Origin of the sequence: Halopseudomonas oceani (assembly GCF_963677335.1) — a bacterium.
Classification (GTDB): Bacteria; Pseudomonadota; Gammaproteobacteria; order Pseudomonadales; family Pseudomonadaceae; genus Halopseudomonas; species Halopseudomonas oceani.
Window position 1 is genome coordinate 2113885 of sequence record NZ_OY781932.1, and the last position, 21834, is coordinate 2135718.

At 57.6% G+C, this 21834-nt stretch carries 19 protein-coding genes; 10 read left to right on the top strand and 9 right to left on the bottom strand.

Annotated elements, in window-relative coordinates; all coding sequences use genetic code 11:
• The first annotated feature begins 11 nt into the window (after positions 1-11).
• The 3 genes from ACKPCU_RS09925 to ACKPCU_RS09935 all read left to right on the top strand — a co-directional run bounded on the left by ACKPCU_RS09925 (position 12) and on the right by ACKPCU_RS09935 (position 3081).
• Positions 12-1634, top strand: a complete 1623-nt coding sequence (locus ACKPCU_RS09925) for an alpha/beta hydrolase (protein WP_321346313.1) — start codon at positions 12-14, stop codon at positions 1632-1634.
• A 189-nt stretch (positions 1635-1823) separates the two neighbouring features.
• Positions 1824-2585 (top strand): class I SAM-dependent DNA methyltransferase, encoded by a 762-nt coding sequence (locus tag ACKPCU_RS09930; protein ID WP_321346315.1) that lies wholly within the window; start codon positions 1824-1826, stop codon positions 2583-2585.
• A 100-nt stretch (positions 2586-2685) separates the two neighbouring features.
• On the top strand, positions 2686-3081 hold the full coding sequence (locus tag ACKPCU_RS09935; protein ID WP_321346317.1) for a hypothetical protein: 396 nt from the start codon (positions 2686-2688) through the stop codon (positions 3079-3081).
• 88 nt (positions 3082-3169) lie between these two features.
• Here the strand turns inward: ACKPCU_RS09935 and ACKPCU_RS09940 are convergent, their stop codons facing one another.
• Together ACKPCU_RS09940 and ACKPCU_RS09945 are read right to left on the bottom strand one after the other, a co-directional pair.
• On the bottom strand, positions 3170-4423 hold the full coding sequence (locus ACKPCU_RS09940) for a ribonucleotide-diphosphate reductase subunit beta (protein WP_104739850.1): 1254 nt from the start codon (positions 4421-4423) through the stop codon (positions 3170-3172).
• Positions 4424-4728: 305 nt separating this feature from the next.
• Positions 4729-7605: a ribonucleoside-diphosphate reductase subunit alpha gene (locus ACKPCU_RS09945; RefSeq protein ID WP_321346321.1), complete on the bottom strand. Its 2877-nt coding sequence runs from the start codon at positions 7603-7605 to the stop codon at positions 4729-4731.
• A 435-nt stretch (positions 7606-8040) separates the two neighbouring features.
• Between ACKPCU_RS09945 and ACKPCU_RS09950 the strand changes: the two genes are divergently transcribed.
• Both ACKPCU_RS09950 and ACKPCU_RS09955 read left to right on the top strand, forming a co-directional pair.
• Positions 8041-8757, top strand: a complete 717-nt coding sequence (locus tag ACKPCU_RS09950) for a response regulator (RefSeq protein WP_104739852.1) — start codon at positions 8041-8043, stop codon at positions 8755-8757.
• Entirely contained in the window at positions 8754-10346 is a 1593-nt protein-coding gene (locus ACKPCU_RS09955) for an ATP-binding protein (protein WP_104739853.1), read from the top strand. The genes ACKPCU_RS09950 and ACKPCU_RS09955 overlap by 4 nt, the downstream gene beginning before the upstream one ends.
• 52 nt (positions 10347-10398) lie before the next feature.
• Here ACKPCU_RS09955 and ACKPCU_RS09960 read toward each other — a convergent pair whose 3' ends face one another.
• The 4 genes from ACKPCU_RS09960 to ACKPCU_RS09975 form a co-directional block, all read right to left on the bottom strand.
• A complete protein-coding gene (locus ACKPCU_RS09960) occupies positions 10399-11022 on the bottom strand; it encodes a QsdR family transcriptional regulator (protein WP_104739854.1) in 624 nt (207 codons plus the stop codon).
• A gap of 197 nt (positions 11023-11219) precedes the next feature.
• Entirely contained in the window at positions 11220-11981 is a 762-nt protein-coding gene (locus tag ACKPCU_RS09965) for an SDR family oxidoreductase (RefSeq protein ID WP_104739855.1), read from the bottom strand.
• Between the two features lie 104 nt (positions 11982-12085).
• Entirely contained in the window at positions 12086-12952 is an 867-nt protein-coding gene (locus ACKPCU_RS09970; protein ID WP_321346325.1) for an alpha/beta hydrolase family protein, read from the bottom strand.
• 231 nt (positions 12953-13183) lie between these two features.
• Complete coding sequence (locus ACKPCU_RS09975) at positions 13184-14107, bottom strand: LysR family transcriptional regulator (RefSeq protein WP_321351812.1); 924 nt, start codon at positions 14105-14107, stop codon at positions 13184-13186.
• Between the two features lie 118 nt (positions 14108-14225).
• On the opposite strand from ACKPCU_RS09975, the gene ACKPCU_RS09980 reads away from it, so the two are divergent.
• From ACKPCU_RS09980 to ACKPCU_RS10000, 5 genes are all read left to right on the top strand, one after another.
• Positions 14226-14942, top strand: coding sequence for a 5-methyltetrahydropteroyltriglutamate--homocysteine methyltransferase (locus ACKPCU_RS09980; protein WP_321346327.1), 717 nt, complete (start codon positions 14226-14228; stop codon positions 14940-14942).
• A gap of 61 nt (positions 14943-15003) precedes the next feature.
• Positions 15004-16059 (top strand): 23S rRNA (cytidine(2498)-2'-O)-methyltransferase RlmM, encoded by a 1056-nt coding sequence (gene rlmM / locus ACKPCU_RS09985; protein ID WP_321346328.1) that lies wholly within the window; start codon positions 15004-15006, stop codon positions 16057-16059.
• A gap of 433 nt (positions 16060-16492) precedes the next feature.
• On the top strand, positions 16493-17476 hold the full coding sequence (locus ACKPCU_RS09990; RefSeq protein ID WP_321346330.1) for a DUF1852 domain-containing protein: 984 nt from the start codon (positions 16493-16495) through the stop codon (positions 17474-17476).
• Between the two features lie 28 nt (positions 17477-17504).
• A complete protein-coding gene (locus tag ACKPCU_RS09995) occupies positions 17505-18533 on the top strand; it encodes a methionine synthase (protein WP_321346332.1) in 1029 nt (342 codons plus the stop codon).
• A 171-nt stretch (positions 18534-18704) separates the two neighbouring features.
• Positions 18705-19214: a flavin reductase family protein gene (locus ACKPCU_RS10000; RefSeq protein ID WP_321346334.1), complete on the top strand. Its 510-nt coding sequence runs from the start codon at positions 18705-18707 to the stop codon at positions 19212-19214.
• 130 nt (positions 19215-19344) lie between these two features.
• Here the strand turns inward: ACKPCU_RS10000 and ACKPCU_RS10005 are convergent, their stop codons facing one another.
• From ACKPCU_RS10005 to ACKPCU_RS10015, 3 genes are all read right to left on the bottom strand, one after another.
• Positions 19345-20100, bottom strand: a complete 756-nt coding sequence (locus tag ACKPCU_RS10005; RefSeq protein ID WP_321346336.1) for a hypothetical protein — start codon at positions 20098-20100, stop codon at positions 19345-19347.
• Positions 20101-20187: 87 nt separating this feature from the next.
• Positions 20188-20928 (bottom strand): hypothetical protein, encoded by a 741-nt coding sequence (locus ACKPCU_RS10010; RefSeq protein WP_321346339.1) that lies wholly within the window; start codon positions 20926-20928, stop codon positions 20188-20190.
• Between the two features lie 95 nt (positions 20929-21023).
• Positions 21024-21785: a hypothetical protein gene (locus ACKPCU_RS10015; RefSeq protein WP_321346341.1), complete on the bottom strand. Its 762-nt coding sequence runs from the start codon at positions 21783-21785 to the stop codon at positions 21024-21026.
• Positions 21786-21834: the final 49 nt, after the last annotated feature.

The following is a 21834-nucleotide window of genomic DNA, read 5'->3' on the forward strand; positions in this document are numbered from 1 at the left end:
AGGTGGCAATAATGGGTCTGGCGCAGGTGGCAGTATCAGGTGTGATGATAAAGTGCCATTTCGTTTGCATCTCTATTATGCTCGGCCTGCGCAGGAGCTGCGCAGGAACCAAAAATTATAAAAACAAACATTGGAGGTTTACCTTGCCAACAGCTTATTGGCAGCGGACAGCACTGTCCGTAGCACTTTCGACGTTCATGTTGACCGGTTGTTTGAGTGGCGGCGGTGGTGGAGGCGGTGGTGGAAGTTCATCTCCTGCCCAGCCCGGAGCAGCGACGCGTGTGCACGATAGCCGAACATTTACCGCAGAACTCCCTGTCACTCTCCCTTCCGCGCTGCAAGGCAGTCAGATTTACTTCGGTAAATATGACGCTCTGCAAGGCGAAGCGATTTATGCCGTCGAGGTGCCGAGTAACTGGGATGGTCGCGGCGTGATCATGTGGACGCACGGCTATGCAGGCACTGGGGCAGAACTCGCCGTGCAAATGCCTCCAGACGGCTGGCGCCAGACCGTAATCGATGCGGGCTACGCATGGGCTGCATCCTCTTACTCGGCTAACTGGTACGACGCCCGGGCAGGTATTGAAGATACCAACAAGCTGGCGTTGAACTTTGTGGATTACGTTGAGCGTGACTACAGCGAGCGCCTGGATACGCCTACCCAGTATCTGATTTCAGGTGTCTCCATGGGGGGGCATATTGCGGCTGCTGCGGTAGACCGTGAAAATCTGGAGCGCACACAATTCCAAGTTCCGTACGCAGGGGCTGCGCCGTTCTGTCAGTCTGAACAGAATGAGTTCCAGTGGCTGGGTGACTACACTCGGTTGATGCTGCAGATCGCGGGCTATGATCAGGACGATTATCCGCAGTTCCGTGAGCTTGCCGGGACGTTTTATCCGGTGAGCACCATCGAAGTGATCGCCGTTGCCGGCCCAATGGTAACTGCGTTGTTTAACACCAAGCAGGGTGGTGCTCCTGACTGGAGTTCACCTAAGAACGCCGACGGGCAGCGCCTGATCGATATCGCTCGGAACCTGACTGGTGGAGAGCGTCCCATTTTCGATGAGGGTTTCGACTACTTCTTTAATGATGTGGTATTGGGTACTGGTGGATCCGACGGCACCGTAAACGGCATTCTGGCTAGCAATATCTACGATAACCAGACACGGGTGTACCGTTGGACAGATGATCCTACGCCTACTCCAGAAGAAGAGTTGTTCAACCAGAGTGTGCCGAGGCTCAGTGCTGACCCGAATGCCAACCCGCTGCGTGATGATGGCGTGCGCTGGATTCCGATGGTGAACGGTGACTTCGACGTACCGGTGCTGACCATGCACACGCTGGGTGACTTCTACGTACCGTTCCGCCATCAACAGCTCTATCTTGAACGTGCCATCGACAATGGCAACGATGATCTGCTGGTGCAGCGTGCCATTCGAGCGCAGAGTCATTGCGACTTCTCGGCAGGTGAGTACACAGCCGCGGTCACCGATTGGCTCACTTGGGTGAACGGTGGTCCCAAGCCTGCTGGCGACGATGTGCTGGACCCGGTGGCGATTGCTGATGCGGACTACGGATGTACGTTTACCGTTGACGAACGTCTCGGCCTGCCTGCCTGTACGCCTCCCCCGTGATGGAACCGGTTATGACCGCGTTGTCATAACCACTACCTCGACTGCGCCACCAGTGCGCAGTCGATTCCTCTTTATCCACACCTCTGCAAGATGTTTGCTGGCTCATCGCCCCGGCATTCGTCGAATTCTCGGTGACTTTTCACCGCGCCGATATATGATGCGCCACCGTAACTGACGCCTCAGGTCATCATGTCCCACAACGCCATTTATACCGACCTGTCCGGTTACTACGACCTGATGTGCGCGGATATCGACTATCAGGCGCAAAGCCAGTGTGTTCAGCGTGTTCATCAGTTGTTCGGCAATGGCGGCAAACGCCACCTGGATCTGGCCTGCGGCACCGGCCCGCATGTACGCCACTTCCTCGACGCGGGCTTTCAGAGCAGTGGGCTGGATATCAACCAGCCGATGCTGGATCTAGCGCATCAGCGCTGCCCTGAGGCGTCGTTCTCGCTACAGGATATGTGTGGTTTTCAGGCTGATCAGCCGCTTGATCTGGTGACCTGTTTTCTTTACTCCATCCACTACAGCGGCAGCGTCGACCGGCTGCGCACGTGTATCGCCAGTGTCCATGCTGCACTAGTCGATGGCGGGGTGTTTTGCTTTAACGCGGTGGACAAGAGCCAGATCGACAACAGCTCCTTCGTCTCGCACACCGCCCATCAGGACGGCGCCGAGTTTCGCTTCAGCTCTGGCTGGTACTACTCAGGCGAAGGTGAGCAGCAGCGTTTACGTCTACGTATCGAACGTACCGACGGCGGTGGTATCCAGCTCTGGAAGGACGAACACCCGATGGTCGCCGTGACCTTTGCTCAGTTGATCGAGTTACTGGAGCCGTATTTTGAGGTGCAGGTGCTGGAACATGACTACCAGCGGCTCTCGGCCTGGGGAGGAGTGTCGGGGAATGTGCTGGTGGTGGGGGTGAAGCGAGCGCGGACAGGGGAACACTGACAGCGGTATCAGGTCTCTTGGTGGAGGGCGGGGCTGACATATGTCGCGTTAGTCGGTCATGTTCAGCGGTGAACGAGTTTTGAATATCAAGGAAGATAGTATGGAAAAAGGGCTTTTAGAGGAGGGTAGAGCGGTCATATTCACTCTGGCGTCCATGGTGCTGTGCTCACCGCTTTTTGTTGTTTGTGCGGCGGGTGACCCACGGTATCCGGAAAGTGTGTCTGCTATGGACGCGGTGTTTGCCTTGATCGCTTTTCTGCCGATGCTGGCCGTCATGCTAGCTTCATCGTTCCAGCGGCTACAGACAGGTTTGCTCGTTGCTCTTGGTATGTTGGTGCTGCTGGAAGTCGTATTGGGCATTGAGCCGACCAGTCAACTGAATCATGAAGGCTCAGACCTTGTTTTCCTGGGAGCACACTTTTTGTACTTCATATTGGGCTTCGTGGCGACGCTGCTCCTCGCGTCATGGCGTTTGGTTCGAAGGTTGATAGGCTAAGTTTTTTCAGGGCCGCCAGACCCAATGTTGCGTGGATCTGGTACTCAATAAAAAAGCCCGGCATTGCCGGGCTTTTTTCGCTGAAGGATCAATCCCAGCTCAATGCCCCGCCAGTCTGATACTCGATCACGCGAGTTTCGAAGAAGTTTTTCTCTTTCTTCAGGTCCATGATCTCGCTCATCCACGGGAACGGGTTGGTGGTGCCCGGGTACTGTTCCTTCAGACCGATCTGAGTCAGGCGGCGGTTGGCGATGAATTTGAGGTAGTCCTCCATCATCGCGGCGTTCATGCCCAGTACGCCGCGGGGCATGGTGTCGCGGGCGTATTCGATTTCCAGCTGGGTGCCCTGGAGGATCATCTGGGTCGCTTCATCCTTCATGGCGTCGTCCCACAGGTGCGGGTTTTCGATCTTGATCTGGTTGATCACGTCGATGCCGAAGTTCAGGTGCATGGATTCGTCACGCAGGATGTACTGGAACTGCTCGGCGGTGCCGGTCATCTTGTTGCGGCGACCCATGGACAGGATCTGGGTGAAGCCGCAGTAGAAGAACACGCCTTCCAGTACGCAGTAGTAGGCAATCAGGTTGCGCAGGAACTGGCGGTCGGTTTCAGGGGTGCCGGTGTTGAAGGTTGGATCGGAGATTGAACGGGTGTATTTGAGGCCCCAGGAGGCCTTTTTCGCGACGCTCGGGATCTCGTGGTACATGTTGAAGATTTCGCCTTCATCCATGCCCAGTGACTCGATGCAGTACTGATAGGCATGGGTGTGGATCGCCTCTTCGAAGGCCTGACGCAGAATGTACTGACGGCATTCGGGGTTGGTGATCAAGCGGTACACGGCCAGTACCAGGTTGTTGGCGACCAGGCTGTCGGCGGTGGAGAAGAAGCCCAGGTTGCGCTTGACGATGCGGCGCTCGTCTTCGGTCAGACCGTCAGCGCTTTTCCACAGGGCGATGTCGGCGGTCATGTTGACCTCTTGCGGCATCCAGTGGTTGGCGCAGCCGTCGAGGTACTTCTGCCAGGCCCAGTCATACTTGAAGGGCACCAGCTGGTTGAGGTCGGCGCGGGCATTGATCATCTGCTTGTCGCCAACTTGAACGCGGGCGGCTGCGCCTTCCAGATCATCCAGGCCTTCCTGAACGTCCAGTTCGTCGAGCGCTGCCTTGGCGCGGGCGATGGCATCGGAGTCATCGGCGCTGATCTGACGCGCGTCTTCTACTGAACCTTCGGCGATGTTCTCTATCACCGGGCTGTCGGCAACCGGTGCGGTCGGTTTGGGCGCGGCTTTGGTGGCCGGTGCGGTGGTGGTGTCTTCGGTGTCGAAATCGTCCCAGCTGAGCATGGTGTGTCTCCCTTTGGTCGACAGCCGCAAGCGATAAGCTTCAAGCGGCAAGTGGTTCTGTGTAGTGGCGCCCAGAGTCGTAAAGTTTGGCCTCGGCGCGGCGCTTGGGTTTTTCTGGATTCCCGCTTTCGCGGGAATGACGCGAGGGGCGGGGTGACTCTAGTTGTTATCGGTTCTCGGCTTAAGCACGTAGCTGAGCGAGTGAGCGCTAGGCGCCGGGCCGGCCGGACTCGGGAGCGTACTGGAGTACGTGACCGGGTTCGGCTGGCACGGCAACAACGCGGGCGCCGCTCAGATAGGTGCGCTTACTGACACGCCTCGCAGTCCGGGTCATCAATGGAGCACGCCTGCGGCACCGGCGCTGGGCCAGCAGGCGCTGCGCTTTGGGCGCTGTCGGCGCCGCTGGATACGGCGTTCAGCTTGCCGGTGTTGACGGTGGACTTCTCGGTGCTGGTGGCGGCCAGGGCACGGAGGTAGTAGGTGGTTTTCAGACCACGGAACCAAGCCATGCGGTAGGTCACGTCCAGCTTCTTGCCGCTGGCACCAGCGATGTACAGGTTCAGCGACTGAGCCTGATCGATCCACTTCTGACGGCGGCTGGCGGCTTCAACGATCCATTTGGTTTCTACCTCGAAGGCGGTGGCGTACATCGCCTTGATATCGTCCGGGATACGGTCGATCTGTTGCACGGAACCGTCGTAGTACTTGAGGTCGTTGACCATGACCGCATCCCACATGCCGCGTGCCTTGAGGTCACGCACCAGGTACGGGTTGATCACGGTGAATTCGCCCGACAGGTTCGATTTGACGTACAGGTTCTGATACGTCGGCTCGATCGACTGCGACACGCCGGTGATGTTTGCGATGGTCGCGGTCGGCGCGATGGCCATGATGTTGGAGTTGCGAATGCCTTTCTTGACGCGCTCGCGCACCGGCTCCCAGTCCAGGGTAACGCTGCGGTCCACGTCTATGTACTTGGCACCACGTTGCTCGGCCAGAATATCGAGTGAGTCGTAGGGCAGGATGCCCTGAGACCACAGCGAGCCGTCGAAGCTGGAGTAGCTGCCGCGCTCGTCGGCCAGATCGCAGGAGGCCTGGATGGCGAAGTAGCTGATGGCTTCCATCGACTGGTCGGCAAAGGCGACGGCTTCGTTGGAGCCGTAGGCGATGTGCTGCAGGTAGAGCGCATCCTGGAAGCCCATGAGACCCAGACCAACCGGGCGGTGCTTGAGGTTAGAGTTGCGGGCCTGCGGTACCGAGTAGTAGTTGATGTCGATGACGTTATCGAGCATGCGTACCGCAGTGCGCACGGTGCGCTCCAGCTTGGCGGTGTCCAGCTTGCCATCTTTGATGTGATTGACCAGGTTGACCGAGCCCAGGTTACAGACGGCGATTTCATCTTCGCTGGTGTTCAGGGTGATCTCGGTGCACAGGTTGGAGCTGTGAACTACACCCGCGTGCTGCTGCGGGCTGCGCAGGTTGCAGGCGTCCTTGAAGGTCAGCCACGGGTGGCCGGTTTCGAACAGCATGCTGAGCATCTTGCGCCACAGGTCGGCTGCGCGCACTTTCTTGTGCAGTTTCAGCTTGCCGTACTCGGTCAGCGCTTCGTAGTACTCGTAGCGCTCTTCGAAGGCCTTGCCGGTCAGGTCGTGCAGGTCCGGCACGTCGGAGGGCGAGAACAGGGTCCACTGGCCGTCTTCGAACACGCGCTTCATGAACAGGTCCGGAATCCAGTTCGCGGTGTTCATGTCATGGGTACGGCGGCGGTCGTCACCGGTGTTCTTGCGTAGTTCGAGGAATTCCTCGATATCCAGGTGCCAGGTTTCCAGATAGCCGCAGACCGCGCCCTTGCGCTTGCCGCCCTGGTTGACCGCAACGGCGGTGTCATTGACCACTTTGAGGAAGGGCACGACGCCCTGGCTCTTGCCGTTGGTGCCCTTGATGTAGGCGCCCATCGCGCGGACCGGCGTCCAGTCGTTACCCAGGCCGCCGGCAAACTTGGACAGCATGGCGTTGTCGTGGATGGCCTTGTAGATGCCGGACAGCTCGTCTGGCACGGTGGTGAGGTAGCACGACGACAGCTGCGGACGCAGGGTGCCGGCGTTAAACAGGGTCGGCGTGGAGGCCATGTAGTCGAAGCTGGACAGCAGGTTGTAGAACTCGATGGCGCGCTCGTTCTTCTGCGGCTCCTCGATGGCCAGGCCCATGGCCACGCGCATGAAGAAGATCTGCGGCAGTTCGATGCGGGTGCCGTCGCGGTGCAGGAAGTAGCGATCGTACAGGGTTTGCAGGCCGAGGTAGCCGAACAGCTGGTCGCGGTTGTGGTCAATCGCCGCGCCCAGTTGCTCCAGGTCGTACTCCGCCAGCTTGGCGTCCAGCAGTTCGTACCCGATACCGGCCTTGACGTAGGCAGGCAGTGTCTTGGCGTACAGCTCGGCCATTTCGCCATGGGTCGCGCTGGGCGCAATTTCGAGGTGACTCAGGGCTTCGGCACGCAGGTTGTCGAGCAGCAGGCGGGCGGTGACCTGACTGTAGCTCGGCTCACGCTCGACCAGGGTGCGGGAGGTCATTACCAACGCGGTGTTGACGTCGATCTGGGTCACACCGTCGTACAGGTTCTTCAGGGTTTCCTGTTCGATGTGGTTGGCGTCGACTTCCGGCAGGCCCTCGCAGGCCTCGGCGATGACGGTACGCAAACGGCCGAGGTCCAGCGGCTCGCGGCTGCCGTCAGGCAGGGTGATGCGAATGCTTGGGTGTGCTTCGCCGGTGCTCTGGCGCGCCTGGCGCTGGCGGGCGTGCTCTTCACGGTAGAGGACGTAGGCACGGGCAATTTTCTGTTCGCCCGAACGCATCAGGGCCAGTTCGACCTGATCCTGGATCTCTTCGATATGCAGAGTGCCGCCGGAGGGCAGGCGACGCTTGAAGATTGCGCTGATGACGTCGGTGAGTTCGTCGACAGTGGCGCGAATGCGCGAAGATGCGGCCGCCTGGCTGCCTTCAACCGCCAGAAACGCTTTGGTCATGGCGATGCGGATCTTGTCGTCGGTATAGGGCACCAGTGTGCCGTTGCGTTTGATCACCCGCAGCTGGCCTGGCGCGCTGAGCTGCAGGTCCGGATTCTGCTGGTTGTCTGTCTGCAGGGCGGATGATGTGGTGTCAGCGGCGGAAGGGGTGACCTGCATGACATGCTCCTTTGTTTGGTCGTGAACACAATATGTAGATGTTTGCGTAAGCTGGCTCGGCCAGCCTGGGGCGTGCTGTTCAAGCGGCAGACAGTCAATGGCAGCGTGTGGCGGCTGGTGACTATTTGATCAATATCTAGGTGTCTGCCCTGTGTTTGGCACAAGATAGTGTGTGTTTGTTGATGTGGCAAGGCGATTATTTGTCGATTTCATCGCATAATCGCCTTGACCTTGGCGTAGCTCAGAGCTGGCGCGGGTTTGCGGAAGTTGAGAAAAAATCACTATATCTAGTGTTTACTTTTTGCTTGTTTTCAGCCTGTTGCCAGCATGGAGATAAGCTGTTTCCAGCGCTCTGGGTCAGGGGCTGTGGCCTGAACGCAGGCGAGTGCTACAATCGCCGGCTGATTCGAGTAGTTCAGCTAGCGGGAGGCGAGGGTGGAGGCAGACAGTGGTTACATCCTGATTGTCGAGGACGACCAGAAGCTGGCAGGTCTGATTGCCGAGTTTTTGCAGGCGCAGGGTTTGCCTGTTGCAATTGAAGCGGACGGCGGCGCTGCGGTGCAGCGTATTCTCGATACCCAGCCTGCACTGGTTGTGCTGGATTTGATGCTGCCGGGTGAGGATGGTTTGTCGATTTGCGAGCGTGTTCGTGCCGCAGGCTTCGTGCGACCGATCCTGATGCTCACCGCGCGCAGTGAAGATGAAGCGCAGATCCGTGGCCTGGAGCTCGGGGCAGACGATTACGTCAACAAGCCGGTCAGACCGCAGGTACTGCTCGCGCGGATTCGTGCGCTGTTGCGCAGAACCAGCGAGCCGGAAACCAGCGAGGCGCCGACGCGCCTGGAATTTGGTGAGCTGATCATCGACAACGACCGCCGCGAGGCCTGGCTGCGTGGTGAGCTGATCGAGCTGACCGGTGCCGAGTTTGACCTGCTGTGGCTGTTGTCCAGTAATGCAGGGCGAATTCTGAGTCGTGAGGAGATCTTCATTGCGCTGCGCGGTATCGAGTACGACGGTCAGGACCGTTCGATCGATGTGCGCATCTCGCGCATTCGTCCAAAAATCGGTGATGATCCTGATTTGCCGCGATTGATCAAGACCGTCCGCAGCAAGGGCTATCTGTTCGTCAGTCCTGGTCCGGATCAGCAGTGAACTCGATTTTTCTGCGTATCTACGGTGGCATGCTGCTGGTGTTGGTCGCCGTCTCCTTTCTGGCGTTGATCAGCATCCGGATGATCAACGATGTGCGCGCGGAGGACTACCGCGAGCGGATGGCCACCGGTACTTTCCGGCTGATGGCCGATAATCTTGAACCGATGGACGAGGCGGAGCGCCAGAAGGCGCTGGCGGTCTGGATGCGACTGATCGGCGTACCGCTGGAGTTGCGCCGCCTGGATGATCTGGGGCTTGAGTCGGGTAACTGGTCGCGTCTGATCCAGGGCCGTGTGCTGGTGCTCAGCAGGGCGCCGGCCGAAGTACGGGTCTATAGTCTGGTCGACCTCAGCCAGCAGCAGGTGCTCACAGCCGATATCGAGAAAATCTCCGAGCAGCTGGGCCGGGCAACGCTGTTTCTGATTGCCGACGAGCTGGTACGTCACCCGGAAAGCGACATGCCTACCTGGCTGCAGCGACTGCGGCGGGACAAGGGCTTTGGCTTTCCGCTCAATCTCACTCGCCTGAACGAAACCGACCTGGACACCGACCAGCGTCGGCGTCTGGATGAGTTCGATACCGTGCTGAGTCTGGGGCCGGACGGTAACGCGGTGATGATGTATATGAAGATCCCGGATACCAACTGGGTAGTCAGCTTGGGGCCTATTTACCAGATGCAGGAGTATCCACCAGAGATGCTGCTGATGACGGGTTTGCTGGCGCTGTCGCTCAGTGGTCTGCTGATCTACCTGCTGGTGCGTCAGTTGGAACAGCGGCTGATGAATCTGGAGTCGGCAGCGACCCATCTGGCGCGCGGTAATCTTGATGCCCGGGCGGAGGTAATCGGCAGTGACTCGGTCGGCAGTCTGGCCCGCGCCTTCAACGACATGGCGGGACATTTGCAGCGGATGATGCGTATTCAGCAGGAGATGATCCGCGCCGTTTCGCACGAGCTGCGTACGCCGGTGGCGCGTCTGCGCTTCGGTCTGGAAATGGTCGAGACTGCTGGCAGTGAGGTAGACAGAAAGCGCTATCTGGACAGCATGGATGGCGACCTCAGTGAGCTGGACAAGCTGGTCGACGAAATCCTGACCTACGCTCGACTTGAGCAGGGGGCGCCGGCGCTGGTATTGCAGCCGGTCGATGTGCTGGCTACGGTCGAGCAGGTCGTGGCAGAGCTGCTACCGTTGGCGGCGAGCGTTCAGCTGGAACATGAAGATCTTTCCCATGGTCGTGCCCATGCCGTCGATGCTGAAGCGCGCTATCTGCATCGAGCGCTGACCAATCTTGTCAGCAACGCTCTGCGCCATGCCGCCGCCAGGGTCAAGGTCACCACGCGGGTTGCCAATGGGCGCTGTCGGCTGATTGTGGAGGATGATGGTCCGGGGATTCCCGAGGCTTATCGTGAGCGGGTCTTTACGCCGTTCCTGCGGCTGGATGACAGTCGCACCCGCGCCAGTGGCGGTTACGGCCTAGGCTTATCCATCGTGCGCCGAATTGCCTACTGGCACCGTGGCTACGCGCGGGTTGAAACGTCGAAGGAGCTGGGCGGGGCGGCCTTTATCATCGACTGGCCGCTACGCCAGTAGGTTTTGTCATCCGAAACGACAAGGGCACAGACACTGTGCCCTTTTTTGTTGCTCAGCGCTGGTGCCCGTTCACGAGCAGACGGAATGCCGTGGTAGCTGGGCCCGGCTCAGGTTTGCGGCCGCAGATAAGATCGCAGTATATGGCGCTTTCACCGATGCGCACGATGTACAGCGCCAGACTCTGGGCGTCCATCTCCGGTTTGATCTCGCCGGCGGCAATCGCCTCTTCAAACATCTTCTGCCAGGTACTGATCAGGCGCTCCTGCAAACCGGAGGTGCGCGCAGTAAGCAGTTGCAGCCCCCACTGCGGCTCGGCTTGCAGAAAGTCGTACATGGGGCGGGCGTTGATCAGTGCGACGTTGATGTCCTCATAGATCTGGGTCAGGTACTCGATGCCCTTGAGGTTGGGCGTCTGTTCGGCTCGGGCGATGGCTTCGTCGTAGATCCGCTTGTATAGCGACCAGAGAATTTCCCCCATCAGCAAGTCCTTGTTGCCCACCCAGCGCATCAGCGTCGCACGTCCGATTCCCAGCTCTTCGGCCAACTGCGACAGGTTCAGACGGCGCCCCTCAAGCCACCAGCTACGGGCCATACGAAAGGCGGAGATCGGCGTTGCGCGTTCGTCGGTTTTGCGTTTGGAGAGGGCAAGAGCAAGGGGGGTCTGGTGGCTGGTCATTCGCTGCTTTCCTGGCGTTGGGTTTTCTTCTTTGGCTCAAGGGGTGCATGGTAACAATGGTGATACCAAGAAGGAAAGTGTCCCGCAATTGAAGCAAGGGGAAGTGGGTGAGCAAATGTGTAGCCGCGCTTCACTGGTTCGTCAGTGGGCGGTTCCGTCTGGCTGGAAAACGCTCCGGCCAGACGTCTCGGTGCAGATCATCCGCGGCCAATGAATGGCATTCGGGTGGCCATGATGGTCATGAACTGAACGTTGGTTTCCAGCGGCAGTTCGGCCATCTGAACAACCGCCTGGGCGACGTGCTCCACGTCCATCACCGGCTCGACCATGATCTCGCCGTTGGCCTGCGGAATGCCACGCTGCATCGGCGCGGCCATCTCGGTGGCGGCGTTGCCGATGTCGATCTGCCCACAGGCGATGTTGTACTTGCGGCCGTCCAGTGAGGTGGCTTTGGTCAGGCCGGTCATACCGTGTTTGGAGGCGGTGTAGGGCGCGGAGTTGGGACGCGGGGCAGTGGCTGAGATTGATCCGTTGTTGATGATGCGGCCACCCATCGGGGTCTGTGCTTTCATCAGTCGAAAGGCCTGCTGGGTGCAGAGGAAGGCACCGGTCAGGTTGGTATCGATGGTCGCCTGCCAGTGTTCGAACGGCAGGTCCTCAAGCGGCAGCGGCGGTGCCCCGGTGCCTGCGTTATTGAACAGTACATCGAGACGACCCCAGGTGTGCTGTACCTGGTCAAACAGTGCCTTAACCGATGCTGGGTCGCGCACGTCTGAGGTAATCACCAGTGCATTGCTGGCCAGTTCACCCAGGCCTTCCAGGCTGCGCTGCAGTTTATCGGCGTTGCGACCGGTGAGGGCAACGTGATAGCCCGCCTTGAGCAGGGCAATGCTGGTGGCGCGGCCGATGCCGGTGCCTGCGCCGGTAACTAGCGCGACTTTGGTAGGGGAGGCGGACATGGACGTTCCTCTGTTGTTGTATGAGCGGACAGAGGATACACCAGAGGTTGGTGCGGCAAGTGTCGCCATGCCGACAGCGCGAGGCGACCGGCATGGCGGGTTGCTTAGTTGATACCTTTGCGGCGTACATCCCAGTCGCGATCGGTGCACAGGTCGCAATTGCTGCCGTAGAAGCTGTCTTCGGCGCTGGCGTCGTCCATCAGGTGATAACGGAACCAGGCGGTTGCCGGGCCACGGAAGTCACCGGCGTTGCCCACCGGTTCAAAGTGGCTGGCGCCGGACAGTTCGCCCCAGAATACCGGTACGTTGGCGCGGGTGTAGACCGGCAGGGCATTCAGGGTGGGGCTGGCGATGGTGTCGATGCTGCCGGTCATCAGGAACATCGGGCCATTTTGGTTGGATTGAGAGCTGCTGTTGTGACCCAGGCCAATGGTGTAGGGCTGGAAGGGCGCAGTCACTTTGATGCGGTAGTCCTGACCCGCCATGATGGTGCCGCCGCCGCCCTGGGAGTGACCCGCAGCGCCGATGCGGTTCAGGTCCAGCTTGCCGGCATAGGTGCCGGTGCTGCGGTTGTTCTGGGTGGTCAGGTAATCGACGCAACCGAGCATTTCCTGGCCAGTGCCAGCATTGGAGGTATTGGCGGCGATCACAACGAAACCGTGCGAAGCCCAGTGCTGCAGCAGGGAGGCATAGGTGTTCGGCGAGGCAGTGGTGCCGTTACCCCAGACAATGATCGGGTGCTTGCGATTATTCGCGCCAAGTGTGGAAGGACGGAATACCGTGCAGCTGGCGCCAGCGCTGCCGCTAGTGGTAGCGAAGGAGCCGCTGGCGCTGAAGTTGCTGACGCCCGGGAAGCCGGTGCCGGTGTCAGGGGCTGTGCCGCCGCCACCGCCTGGGTTGTTCGCCAGCGCGACGCTGGCAAGGGATAGGCCGAGTGTGAGTGCGGCCAGCTTGAACAGAGGTGCGTTCATCCTGAGAGTCCTTTTTCTGTTGTTGTATGGATGGCTGCGCCGAGATAGCGCAGGACACCAACGTTAGGGAGCTGCACAGAGGGGTAAAGTCGCCCGGATGGGTTATCCCGGCGTGTTGTCTCAGGAGGGAGATAAGTGGGTCTGTAAGTAGTTACGGCAAGCCTTTGTTATCAGAGCGGATTGCCTGGGACTGCGGTGGCAGCGGCCCTGTGCCACTTCACCCGAATGGGCTCAGTCACCAGAGCGCGCACTGACTCCTTCAAGGGTTGCGAAGGAGGTGTCCTTGGCCGTAAGCAGGAAATCCTGCAGATAAGGCATCGCCATCATGTCTTCGCGTACGGCGGCATACAGCGTGCCGAACAGGCCGTCCGGCCCAAGTCGACAGGCGCTGGCGTAGCCCTTATGCAGGTATTCCGCGAGCGCCCAGTTGGGCAAGCAGCAGACGCCGCGCCCCGACGCCACCAGCTGCATCATCATTATGGTCATTTCGGCGGTACGAATGCCTGCCGGTTCAACGCCGGCCGGATCCAGAAACTGTTTGAAAACGTCCAGTCGCTCGCGTTCTACCGGGTAGGTGATCAGCGTCTCCCCAACCAGATCGTCAGGCGTGATGTGCTGGCGAGTGCTGAGCGGGTGCTGGTTACTCACTGCCAGCAGGGCTTCGTAAGTGAACAGCGGAACGTAGGTGATACCGGGGATGTCGAGCGGGTCCGAGGTGACGACCAGGTCCAGGTCACCCCTGGCCAGCGCGGGTAGTGGGGCGAAGAAAAAACCGGAAGCAAAATCCACCTCGACCTCGGGCCAGGCGTTACGGAACTGGTCAATGGTCGGCATCAGCCACTGGAAGCAGCTGTGACATTCGATGGCCATGTGCAGGCGTCCGGCTTGCCCACCAGCAAGCCGCTGGATGTCGCGCTCGGCCTGGCGCACCTGGGGTAGCAGGGTGTCGGCCAGTCGCAGCAGTCGCAGGCCTGCACTGGTAAACCGCACGGGTTTGCTCTTGCGCACAAACAGGCTCATACCCAGCCGTTCTTCCAGGTCCTTGATCTGATGTGACAGGGCTGATTGGGTCAGATGCAGTCGCTCGGCTGCTTCAACAAGGCTTTCGGCCTCGCGCAAGGTAGACAGGGTGCGCAGGTGACGGAGTTCAAGCATGGCGGCTGGATTTGTCTGCATGAGAAAAATCGAACTATAGCATGAGCAATATGAGTTTGATTCAGCGGTTGCCGCGCGCGAGCATTGCCCACTTTATTGATCTGTCAGGAGGCACCTCATGTTGCTGCACCAAACCGGCCCCAATACATCACCCGCTCAGGAGTCAGATCGCTGGCACCAGCAGGCCGATGCTGGCATGGCATGGGTCAGCGTAGCAGCAGAGGGTATGCCACCGTTTGACTCGCTGCTGGAACGGGTTGCCAGGGCGCGTGCTGCCGGGTTCAACGTTAAACCCATTATTCCGGGGCCGCTGTCATTGTTGTGGTCGATGACCGATGGGGACGAGGCAGCATTGGAGCAACTGGACGGTTTGCTGGATGGTTATGACAGCCTGTTGCTCGCGCTTGGCAAGCAGGGTGTGGAGTGGGTTGAGTTGGATGAGCCCCAGCTTGCGCGGCCATTGGCACCGGTCTGGACCGCAGCCTGCGAGCATAGCTACAACCGACTGCAGCGTACCGCCCTCAAGCGGCTGCTGGCGGTGAGCGGCGGCGCTCTGGTCGACAATCTGGGGCTGGCCTGCAACCTGCCCGTTGATGCACTGCAGATCGAACTGCGTGACCCGGAACGTGCGCTGGTGACAGTGCTGGATCGGCTTCCTGCCTACAAGGCGCTATCACTGGTACTGCCGGCGTCTGACCTGTCTGCAGAGTTGGTGGCGCAGTTGCAAGGCGTATATCAGCGGTTGGGGCCGCGTCTGTGGCTGGCTGCAACAGCCCCGCGTGATGTTGCTGACCTGGCGGTGCGCCTCGGCAACTCGTCGCGGATCGCTGCCTGACGCTTCAACCGGTGCCTGTCTGCCTGTAGAGTAGCGCCCCATTACCTTTCGGGAGCGAATCATGCAGGAACTGTTGCTACATTGCCGTCCAGGCTTCGAAGGCGAAGCCGCTGCGGAGATGCAGGAGCTGGCCAACGAGCAGGGCATAGCCGGCTACCCCGTGACCCGAGACGGCAGTGCGCTGGTGCGCTTTGTCTGCCCGCAGACGGGCGATGCCCAGCAGCTCATGCAGGCCATCGACTTCCGGCAACTGATCTTCGCTCGACAGTGGGCGCTGGGGAGTTGGGTAGAGCTCGACCCGGAGGACCGCGTCAGCCCGATTATTACCGCCTGTGCACAGGGCCCGATTGCCTCGCTGTTCTGGCTGGAAACCGCCGATACCAACGACGGTAAGGCGCTTGCCGCGCTGACCAAAAAGCTCAGGGGGCCGCTGGAGCGCGCGCTGACCAAGACCCGCTTCGTGCGCCCGAATAAAACCGAGCTGCCGCGTCTGCACCTGTGTTTCGAGAGTGGTCAGAAGGTCTTCGTCGGCTGGTCCTGGGCTGACAATGGCGCGCCCTGGCCAATGGGCATTCCGCGTCTGCGCGTGCCGAAAGAGGCGCCAAGCCGCTCGACGCTGAAGCTGGAAGAGGCGTGGCATCACTTTATTCCGCGTGATGACTGGGACATGCGCCTAAAGGCGGGTATGACCGCCGTCGACCTGGGCGCTGCCCCCGGTGGCTGGACCTGGCAACTGGTCAACCGGCTGATGAAGGTGATTGCCGTCGACAACGGTCCGATGGATCGTCGCCTGATGGATAGCGGGCAGGTTGAGCATGTGCAGGCCGACGGCTACATGTACAAGCCCAAGCGTACCGTCGACTGGATGGTGTGTGACATCGTCGACAAGCCTGCCCGCAGCAGCGCCCTGGCCGCCAAATGGATTACCCAGAAGCTGTGCCGCGAGCTGATCATCAACTTCAAGTTGCCGATGAAGCAGCGCTACCCCGAAGTAATGCAGTGTCTGGCGCATATTCAGGATGCCTTGGACGAGGTTGGCATCAAGGCAGAGCTGGCTTGCAAGCAGTTGTATACCGACCGGGAAGAGGTGACCTGCCATATTCGGGTGTTGCGGTAGGCCGTATCTCGTTAACCGCGCGCCTGCGCGAAACGCTTCTTTTGGTCATAGAGTAAGGCGCCAGGCGGCCTCCGGTGTCTCAAACCATCGTCGTTGATCGGGTGACGGGGCGTCGGTATCGCATTGTCTGACAGCCAGTCGCGTCTCTGAGCACGTTCATCCTACGCAGTTGCTTGCCTGTACTAGGCGTATACCCGCCAAACATCGCGCAGACCAGGCGGAAACGATACATCTGGCTGGGCTGCGACCATTGTATTTTTTGCATCATGAGTTTGACTAATGCAGTAGTGAAATACGTTCAGTTTTGTTCAATTTCAGGCTGGCATAAACTGCCGGCTATTCCCTGGTGTGTACGCCAGAAAAAGAAATTGAGAGCGCTGAATAGACTGTTGCTGCATTCAGGCTTTTTTCAGATGTCAGGATACCGACTGCGATGAACACCGAGTTTGAGTTTGCTATCAAAAGCATTTGTTTTGATGAGAATTACCACCCCTCCGACAGTACGCGGATAACTACCAATTTCGCCAACCTTGCTCGTGGTGATAATCGCCAGGAGAATTTGCGTAACGCTCTGAGGATGATTGATAACCGCTTCAATGCGTTGGCACATTGGGATAACCCCAAGGGCGAACGTTATGCAGTCGAACTGGAAATAATTTCTGTCGAGATGGCGGTTGACGCTTCGGATACAGCGGATAGCTTTCCAGCGATCGAGATACTGAAAACCAATATTGTTGATAAAAAGACCAACAGACGCATTGAAGGTATCGTCGGCAACAACTTCTCATCCTACCTCCGGGATTATGACTTCAGCGTAGTGTTGCTGGACCATAACAAAGGGCAATCCAGTTTCAGCGTGCCAGCCGATTTTGGTGATCTGCACGGTAAGCTGTTCAAGCATTTTGTGGACTCAGGTGCGTATAAGCAGCATTTCAAAAAGCTGCCGGTTATCTGCCTGAGTGTTTCGGATAACAAAACCTACTATCGGACCGGTAACCAGCACCCTGTGCTGGGCTTTGAGTATGAACCAAATGAGTCTTCTTTAACTGAGCAGTATTTTAAGAAGATGGGGCTGGCTGTTCGCTATTTCATGCCGCCAAACAGTGTTGCACCGCTGGCGTTCTACTTTTTCGGAGACTTGCTTAACGATTACACCGATCTGGAGCTCATCAGTACCATCAGCACCATGGAAACGTTCCAGAAAATCTATCGGCCAGAGATATACAACGCTAACGCGGCTGCCGGAAAGTGCTATCAACCCAACTTGCAGAATCCGGATCACTCATTGACCCGCATTGTCTATGACCGAAAAGAACGCAGCGAGCTTGCTGTTGCACAAGGAAAGTTTGCTGAGGAGCACTTCATCAAGCCTTACCGGGATCTGCTTGAGCAGTGGTCTGCCAGTTGCTCTCTTTAAATAACCAGGATACACGGCACGATTTACCATGAACAAACTATTACCTACGTCAACTGCGGGCAGCCTGCCCAAACCATCCTGGCTTGCGGAACCGGAGAAGCTGTGGTCACCCTGGAAGCTTGAAGGGGAAGCGCTGCGCGAAGGCAAGCGCGATGCATTGCGCCTGTCGTTGCATGAGCAGCAACACGCGGGTATTGATATTGTGAGTGATGGAGAACAAACACGTCAGCACTTCGTAACCACCTTTATCGAACACCTCGATGGTGTCGATTTTTCGAAGCGGGAAACTGTTCGGATTCGTGATCGGTACGATGCCAGTGTGCCGACTGTCGTTGGCTCGGTTGCTCGCCAGAAGCCGGTGTTTGTTGAGGACGCAATCTATTTACGGCAACTGACGGATCAACCTATCAAGTGGGCACTGCCAGGGCCCATGACTATGATTGATACGCTTTACGATGCGCACTACAAAAGCCGCGAAAAGCTGGCCTGGGAGTTCGCTAAGATTCTCAATCAGGAAGCCAAAGAACTCGAGGCCGCCGGTGTCGACATTATTCAGTTTGATGAGCCTGCTTTTAACGTGTTCTTTGATGAGTTGAATGACTGGGGTGTAGCCACGTTGGAGCGAGCCATAGAAGGCCTGAAATGTGAAACGGCGGTCCACATTTGCTATGGCTATGGCATCAAGGCTAATACCGACTGGAAAAAAACGCTGGGTTCCGAATGGCGTCAGTACGAAGAAGCGTTCCCCAAACTGCAAAAATCCAAGATCGATATGATCTCGCTGGAGTGTCAAAACTCGCATGTTCCAATGGACCTGATTGAACTGATCCGCGGAAAGAAGGTGATGTTGGGTGCCATTGATGTGGCAACCAATACTGTAGAAACACCGGAGGAGGTTGCCAGCACTCTGCGTAAGGCGCTGCAGTTTGTTGACGCCGACAAGCTTTACCCGTGCACCAACTGTGGTATGGCGCCTCTGTCTCGCGAGCTGGCGAGAGGGAAGTTGAGAGCCTTGAGCGCGGGTGCAGAAATTGTTCGCCAGGAGGTCCTTGGTTAGTAGCGTGAGGGTGTAATGACTTGGGAGCAGCAGCGGTTGAAATTTTAGATCAATCACGCTGCCTTTAACGGGCTGGTTTTGGAAAGGCTCTGGCTTACGTTCGCTGGCCCCCATATTACGCTCAGGGCGTCCACCCACGCTGTATTTGTATTTATGATTTTAGGACCTGCCATGTCTTTTCCCTGCTCTGTCGTAGAACCCTTGAGCTTTCGAGAAGCGCTCGGGCACTATGCTTCCGGTATCACGGTCATCACCTCAAATGTCGATGGCGAGCCGATTGGTTTTACCTGTCAATCGTTCTACAGCGTGTCGATGAGCCCTCCGTTGGTATCATTCAGCGTCAAATCCAACTCGTACAGCTATCCCAAAATTCGCCGGGCGGGACGGTTTGCGGTCAATATCCTATCCGGCGATCAGGTCAGCATATCCAACCGGTTTGCTCGGCAAGGCGCGGACAAATGGCACAGCGTTGAGTGGCAGAGTTCGCCTTTGGGAAGCCCTGTCATTGACGGTAGCCTGCACTGGCTGGATTGCGAAATTCACGCCGAACACGTCGCGGGCGACCACTTGATCGTGATTGGCGAGGTGAAAGCGTTGAGCCCGCAAGAATCTGCTCCCGTCGAGCCGCTGCTGTACTTTAAGGGGCAATATCATTCACTTCCTGCGTATGGTGCAGAGTGAGTAGTGCGCGTGATGTTTTGCCTAACCTGGCAGGCCCATGCGTGCTCTCAAAATGACAAAAGTGGAGTGCCATCTGTTGTTTGGAATCAGGTCGTGATTTCTGTCTGCTGTGCGCACTCTGCACTCTCTATCAATCATAGCTTTGCCGGCCAGGACTCAGGGGGATGGTTGGAATCTGCCTTTTAACCAGCCCAATCACCTCGGCCTGCTGGTCTTTGCGGAAGTACAGTCGTACATCCTGGCTGTTGAACTGCTCCGGATTTTCTATTTGCGCGGCGTACTCAGGCGGCAGTTCGTAAGGTAGCGTTAGCACGATAAGGCCTTGCTCGGCGTCCAGCATGGCCTCCAGCACGTCGCTCCACAGATACTCACCATGCTGAAAGTCCTGCCAGTAGGTTTGGTAGCTCGAGTCGCCACCCACCGAGGCCAGTCCGATCCCTACCAAAGCCGGGCCTGCCAGTGCGGCAATGGATAGCGCCGGGTTGCTGATCAATAGCATCAACACCACCCCAATCATCAGGAAAGGGATGACGCGTATAAAGATAAAGACCATGTCGGGAATGTCTTGCCAGCGGCAGACCTCCAAGTGCTTGAAGGTTGCGCGGTAGACGAAGATGGTTTTTTGCATGGCTTGTTTGTAGAAAAGGATAACCAGCACTGATATTGGAAAGAAGAATAGTCTGAAGTTTTCGTAGTCTCCTATGAGGGCAAAACACAGGCTAACGGCAAAAGAAATGCTGCCCACAACTATCATTCCCATGCCATTTTGCAAGATGCTCTGGTCGATTGCTTTAACGGTCCATGTCTTGATTTCTGTGCCACCTGTATGAATCCAGTTCTGGCTTCCAGAAAGGTCCGGTGTTTTGCGCCACGAGGTCCGTCTCATTGCGTTGTTCCTGCGTTAAAAATGCTTGGCACGTGTCTGTCGGGTCGATTTATAGATGTGTGTGCTGCCTGTTGATGGCTGGGCTCATTACAATTCGTATATCTGCCGGCCGGGTGTGAGTTCGATGTCGGGTATTCGGTCCTTAACCATGGAAATCACTTCGGCCTGCTGGTCTTTACGGAAGTACAGTCGGACATCCTGGCTGTTGAACTGCTCCGGATTTTCTATCTGGGCTGCGTACTCGGCGGGCAGTTCGTAGGGCAGTGTTAGCACGATGAGGCCTTGCTCGGCGTCGAGCATCGCCTCCAGCACCTCGCTCCACAGATACTCATCATGATGAAAGTCCTGCCAGTAGGTTTGGTAGCTCGAATCGCCACCCACCGAGGCTAGTCCGATCCCCACCAAAGCCGGGCCGGCCAGCGCAGCAATGGAGAGTGCCGGGTTGCTGATCAACAGCATCAAGACAATCCCGATCATCACGAAAGGGAATACACGCAGGAAGATAAACACCATGTCAGGAATGTCTTGCCAGCGGCACACCTCAAGGTGCTTGGAGGTTGCGCGGTAGACGAAGACGGTTTTTTGCATGGCTTGTTTGTAGAAGATGAAAGTCATGGGTAGAGCAGCCAGGAAGGCCGCGTAACCCATGCCTACCCACAGGCCGAACCCAACCGTTATGAGCGTGCTTATGACAATGATGCTGCCTTCAGGGATTATTCTCTTGTCGATTGCTTTGACTGTCCAGGTAGCTACGGCTGTCTCATTATCATGTGTCCACTCTTGGTCTTCTGTTAAGTTCGGTATTTTGCGCCACGAGGTCCGTCTCATTGCGTTGTTCCCGCGTTAAAAATGGTTGGCACGTGCCCGCAAAAGTCTGTCGGGGCGGTTTATAGGTGTGTGCTGCCTGTTGATGGCTACGCCCATCAAAATTCGTATATCTGCCTGCCCGGCGTCAGTTCGATGTGTGGTATCCGGTTCCTGACCATGGCAATCACCTCGGCTTGCTGGTCTTTGCGGAAGTACAGTCGGACATCCTGGCTGTTGAGCTGCTCCGGACTTTCTATTTGCGCGGCATACTCAGGCGGCAGTTCGTAAGGTAGCGTTAGCACGATGAGGCCTTGCTCGGCGTCCAGCATGGCCTCTAGCACGTCGCTCCACAGATAGTCATCATGCTGAAAGTCTTGCCAGTAGGTTTGGTAGCTCGAGTCGCCACCCACCGAGGCCAGTCCGATCCCCACCAAAGCCGGGCCGGCCAGCGCAGCAATGGAGAGTGCCGGGTTGCTGATCAATAGCATCAGGACAATCCCGATCATCACGAAAGGGATGACGCGTATAAAGATAAACACCATGTCAGGAATGTCTTGCCAGCGGCACACTTCAAGGTGGTTGGAGGTTGCGCGATAGACGAAGACTGTTTTTTGCATGGAGTGTTTGTAGAAAAAAAAGCCCATGAATGCGGCAGTCGCGCAGAATATATCGACTTCAAAAGCATCGTTAAAAAAATAGCTATACAAAGCGATGCAAAGCGACGCTCCTATGATGCAGATAATTCCTATCCCGTCGAATGCCAGTATCTTCTTGTCAATAGCCTTGACTGTCCATGTCAATAGAACGCCTTCTTCGGAGTGCTTCCACTCCATCTTTTTTGAAAGCTCTGCTGTTTTGCGCCATGAGGTCCGTCTCATTGCGTTGTTCCTGCGTTAAAAATGGTTGGCACGTGCCTGCAAAAGTCTG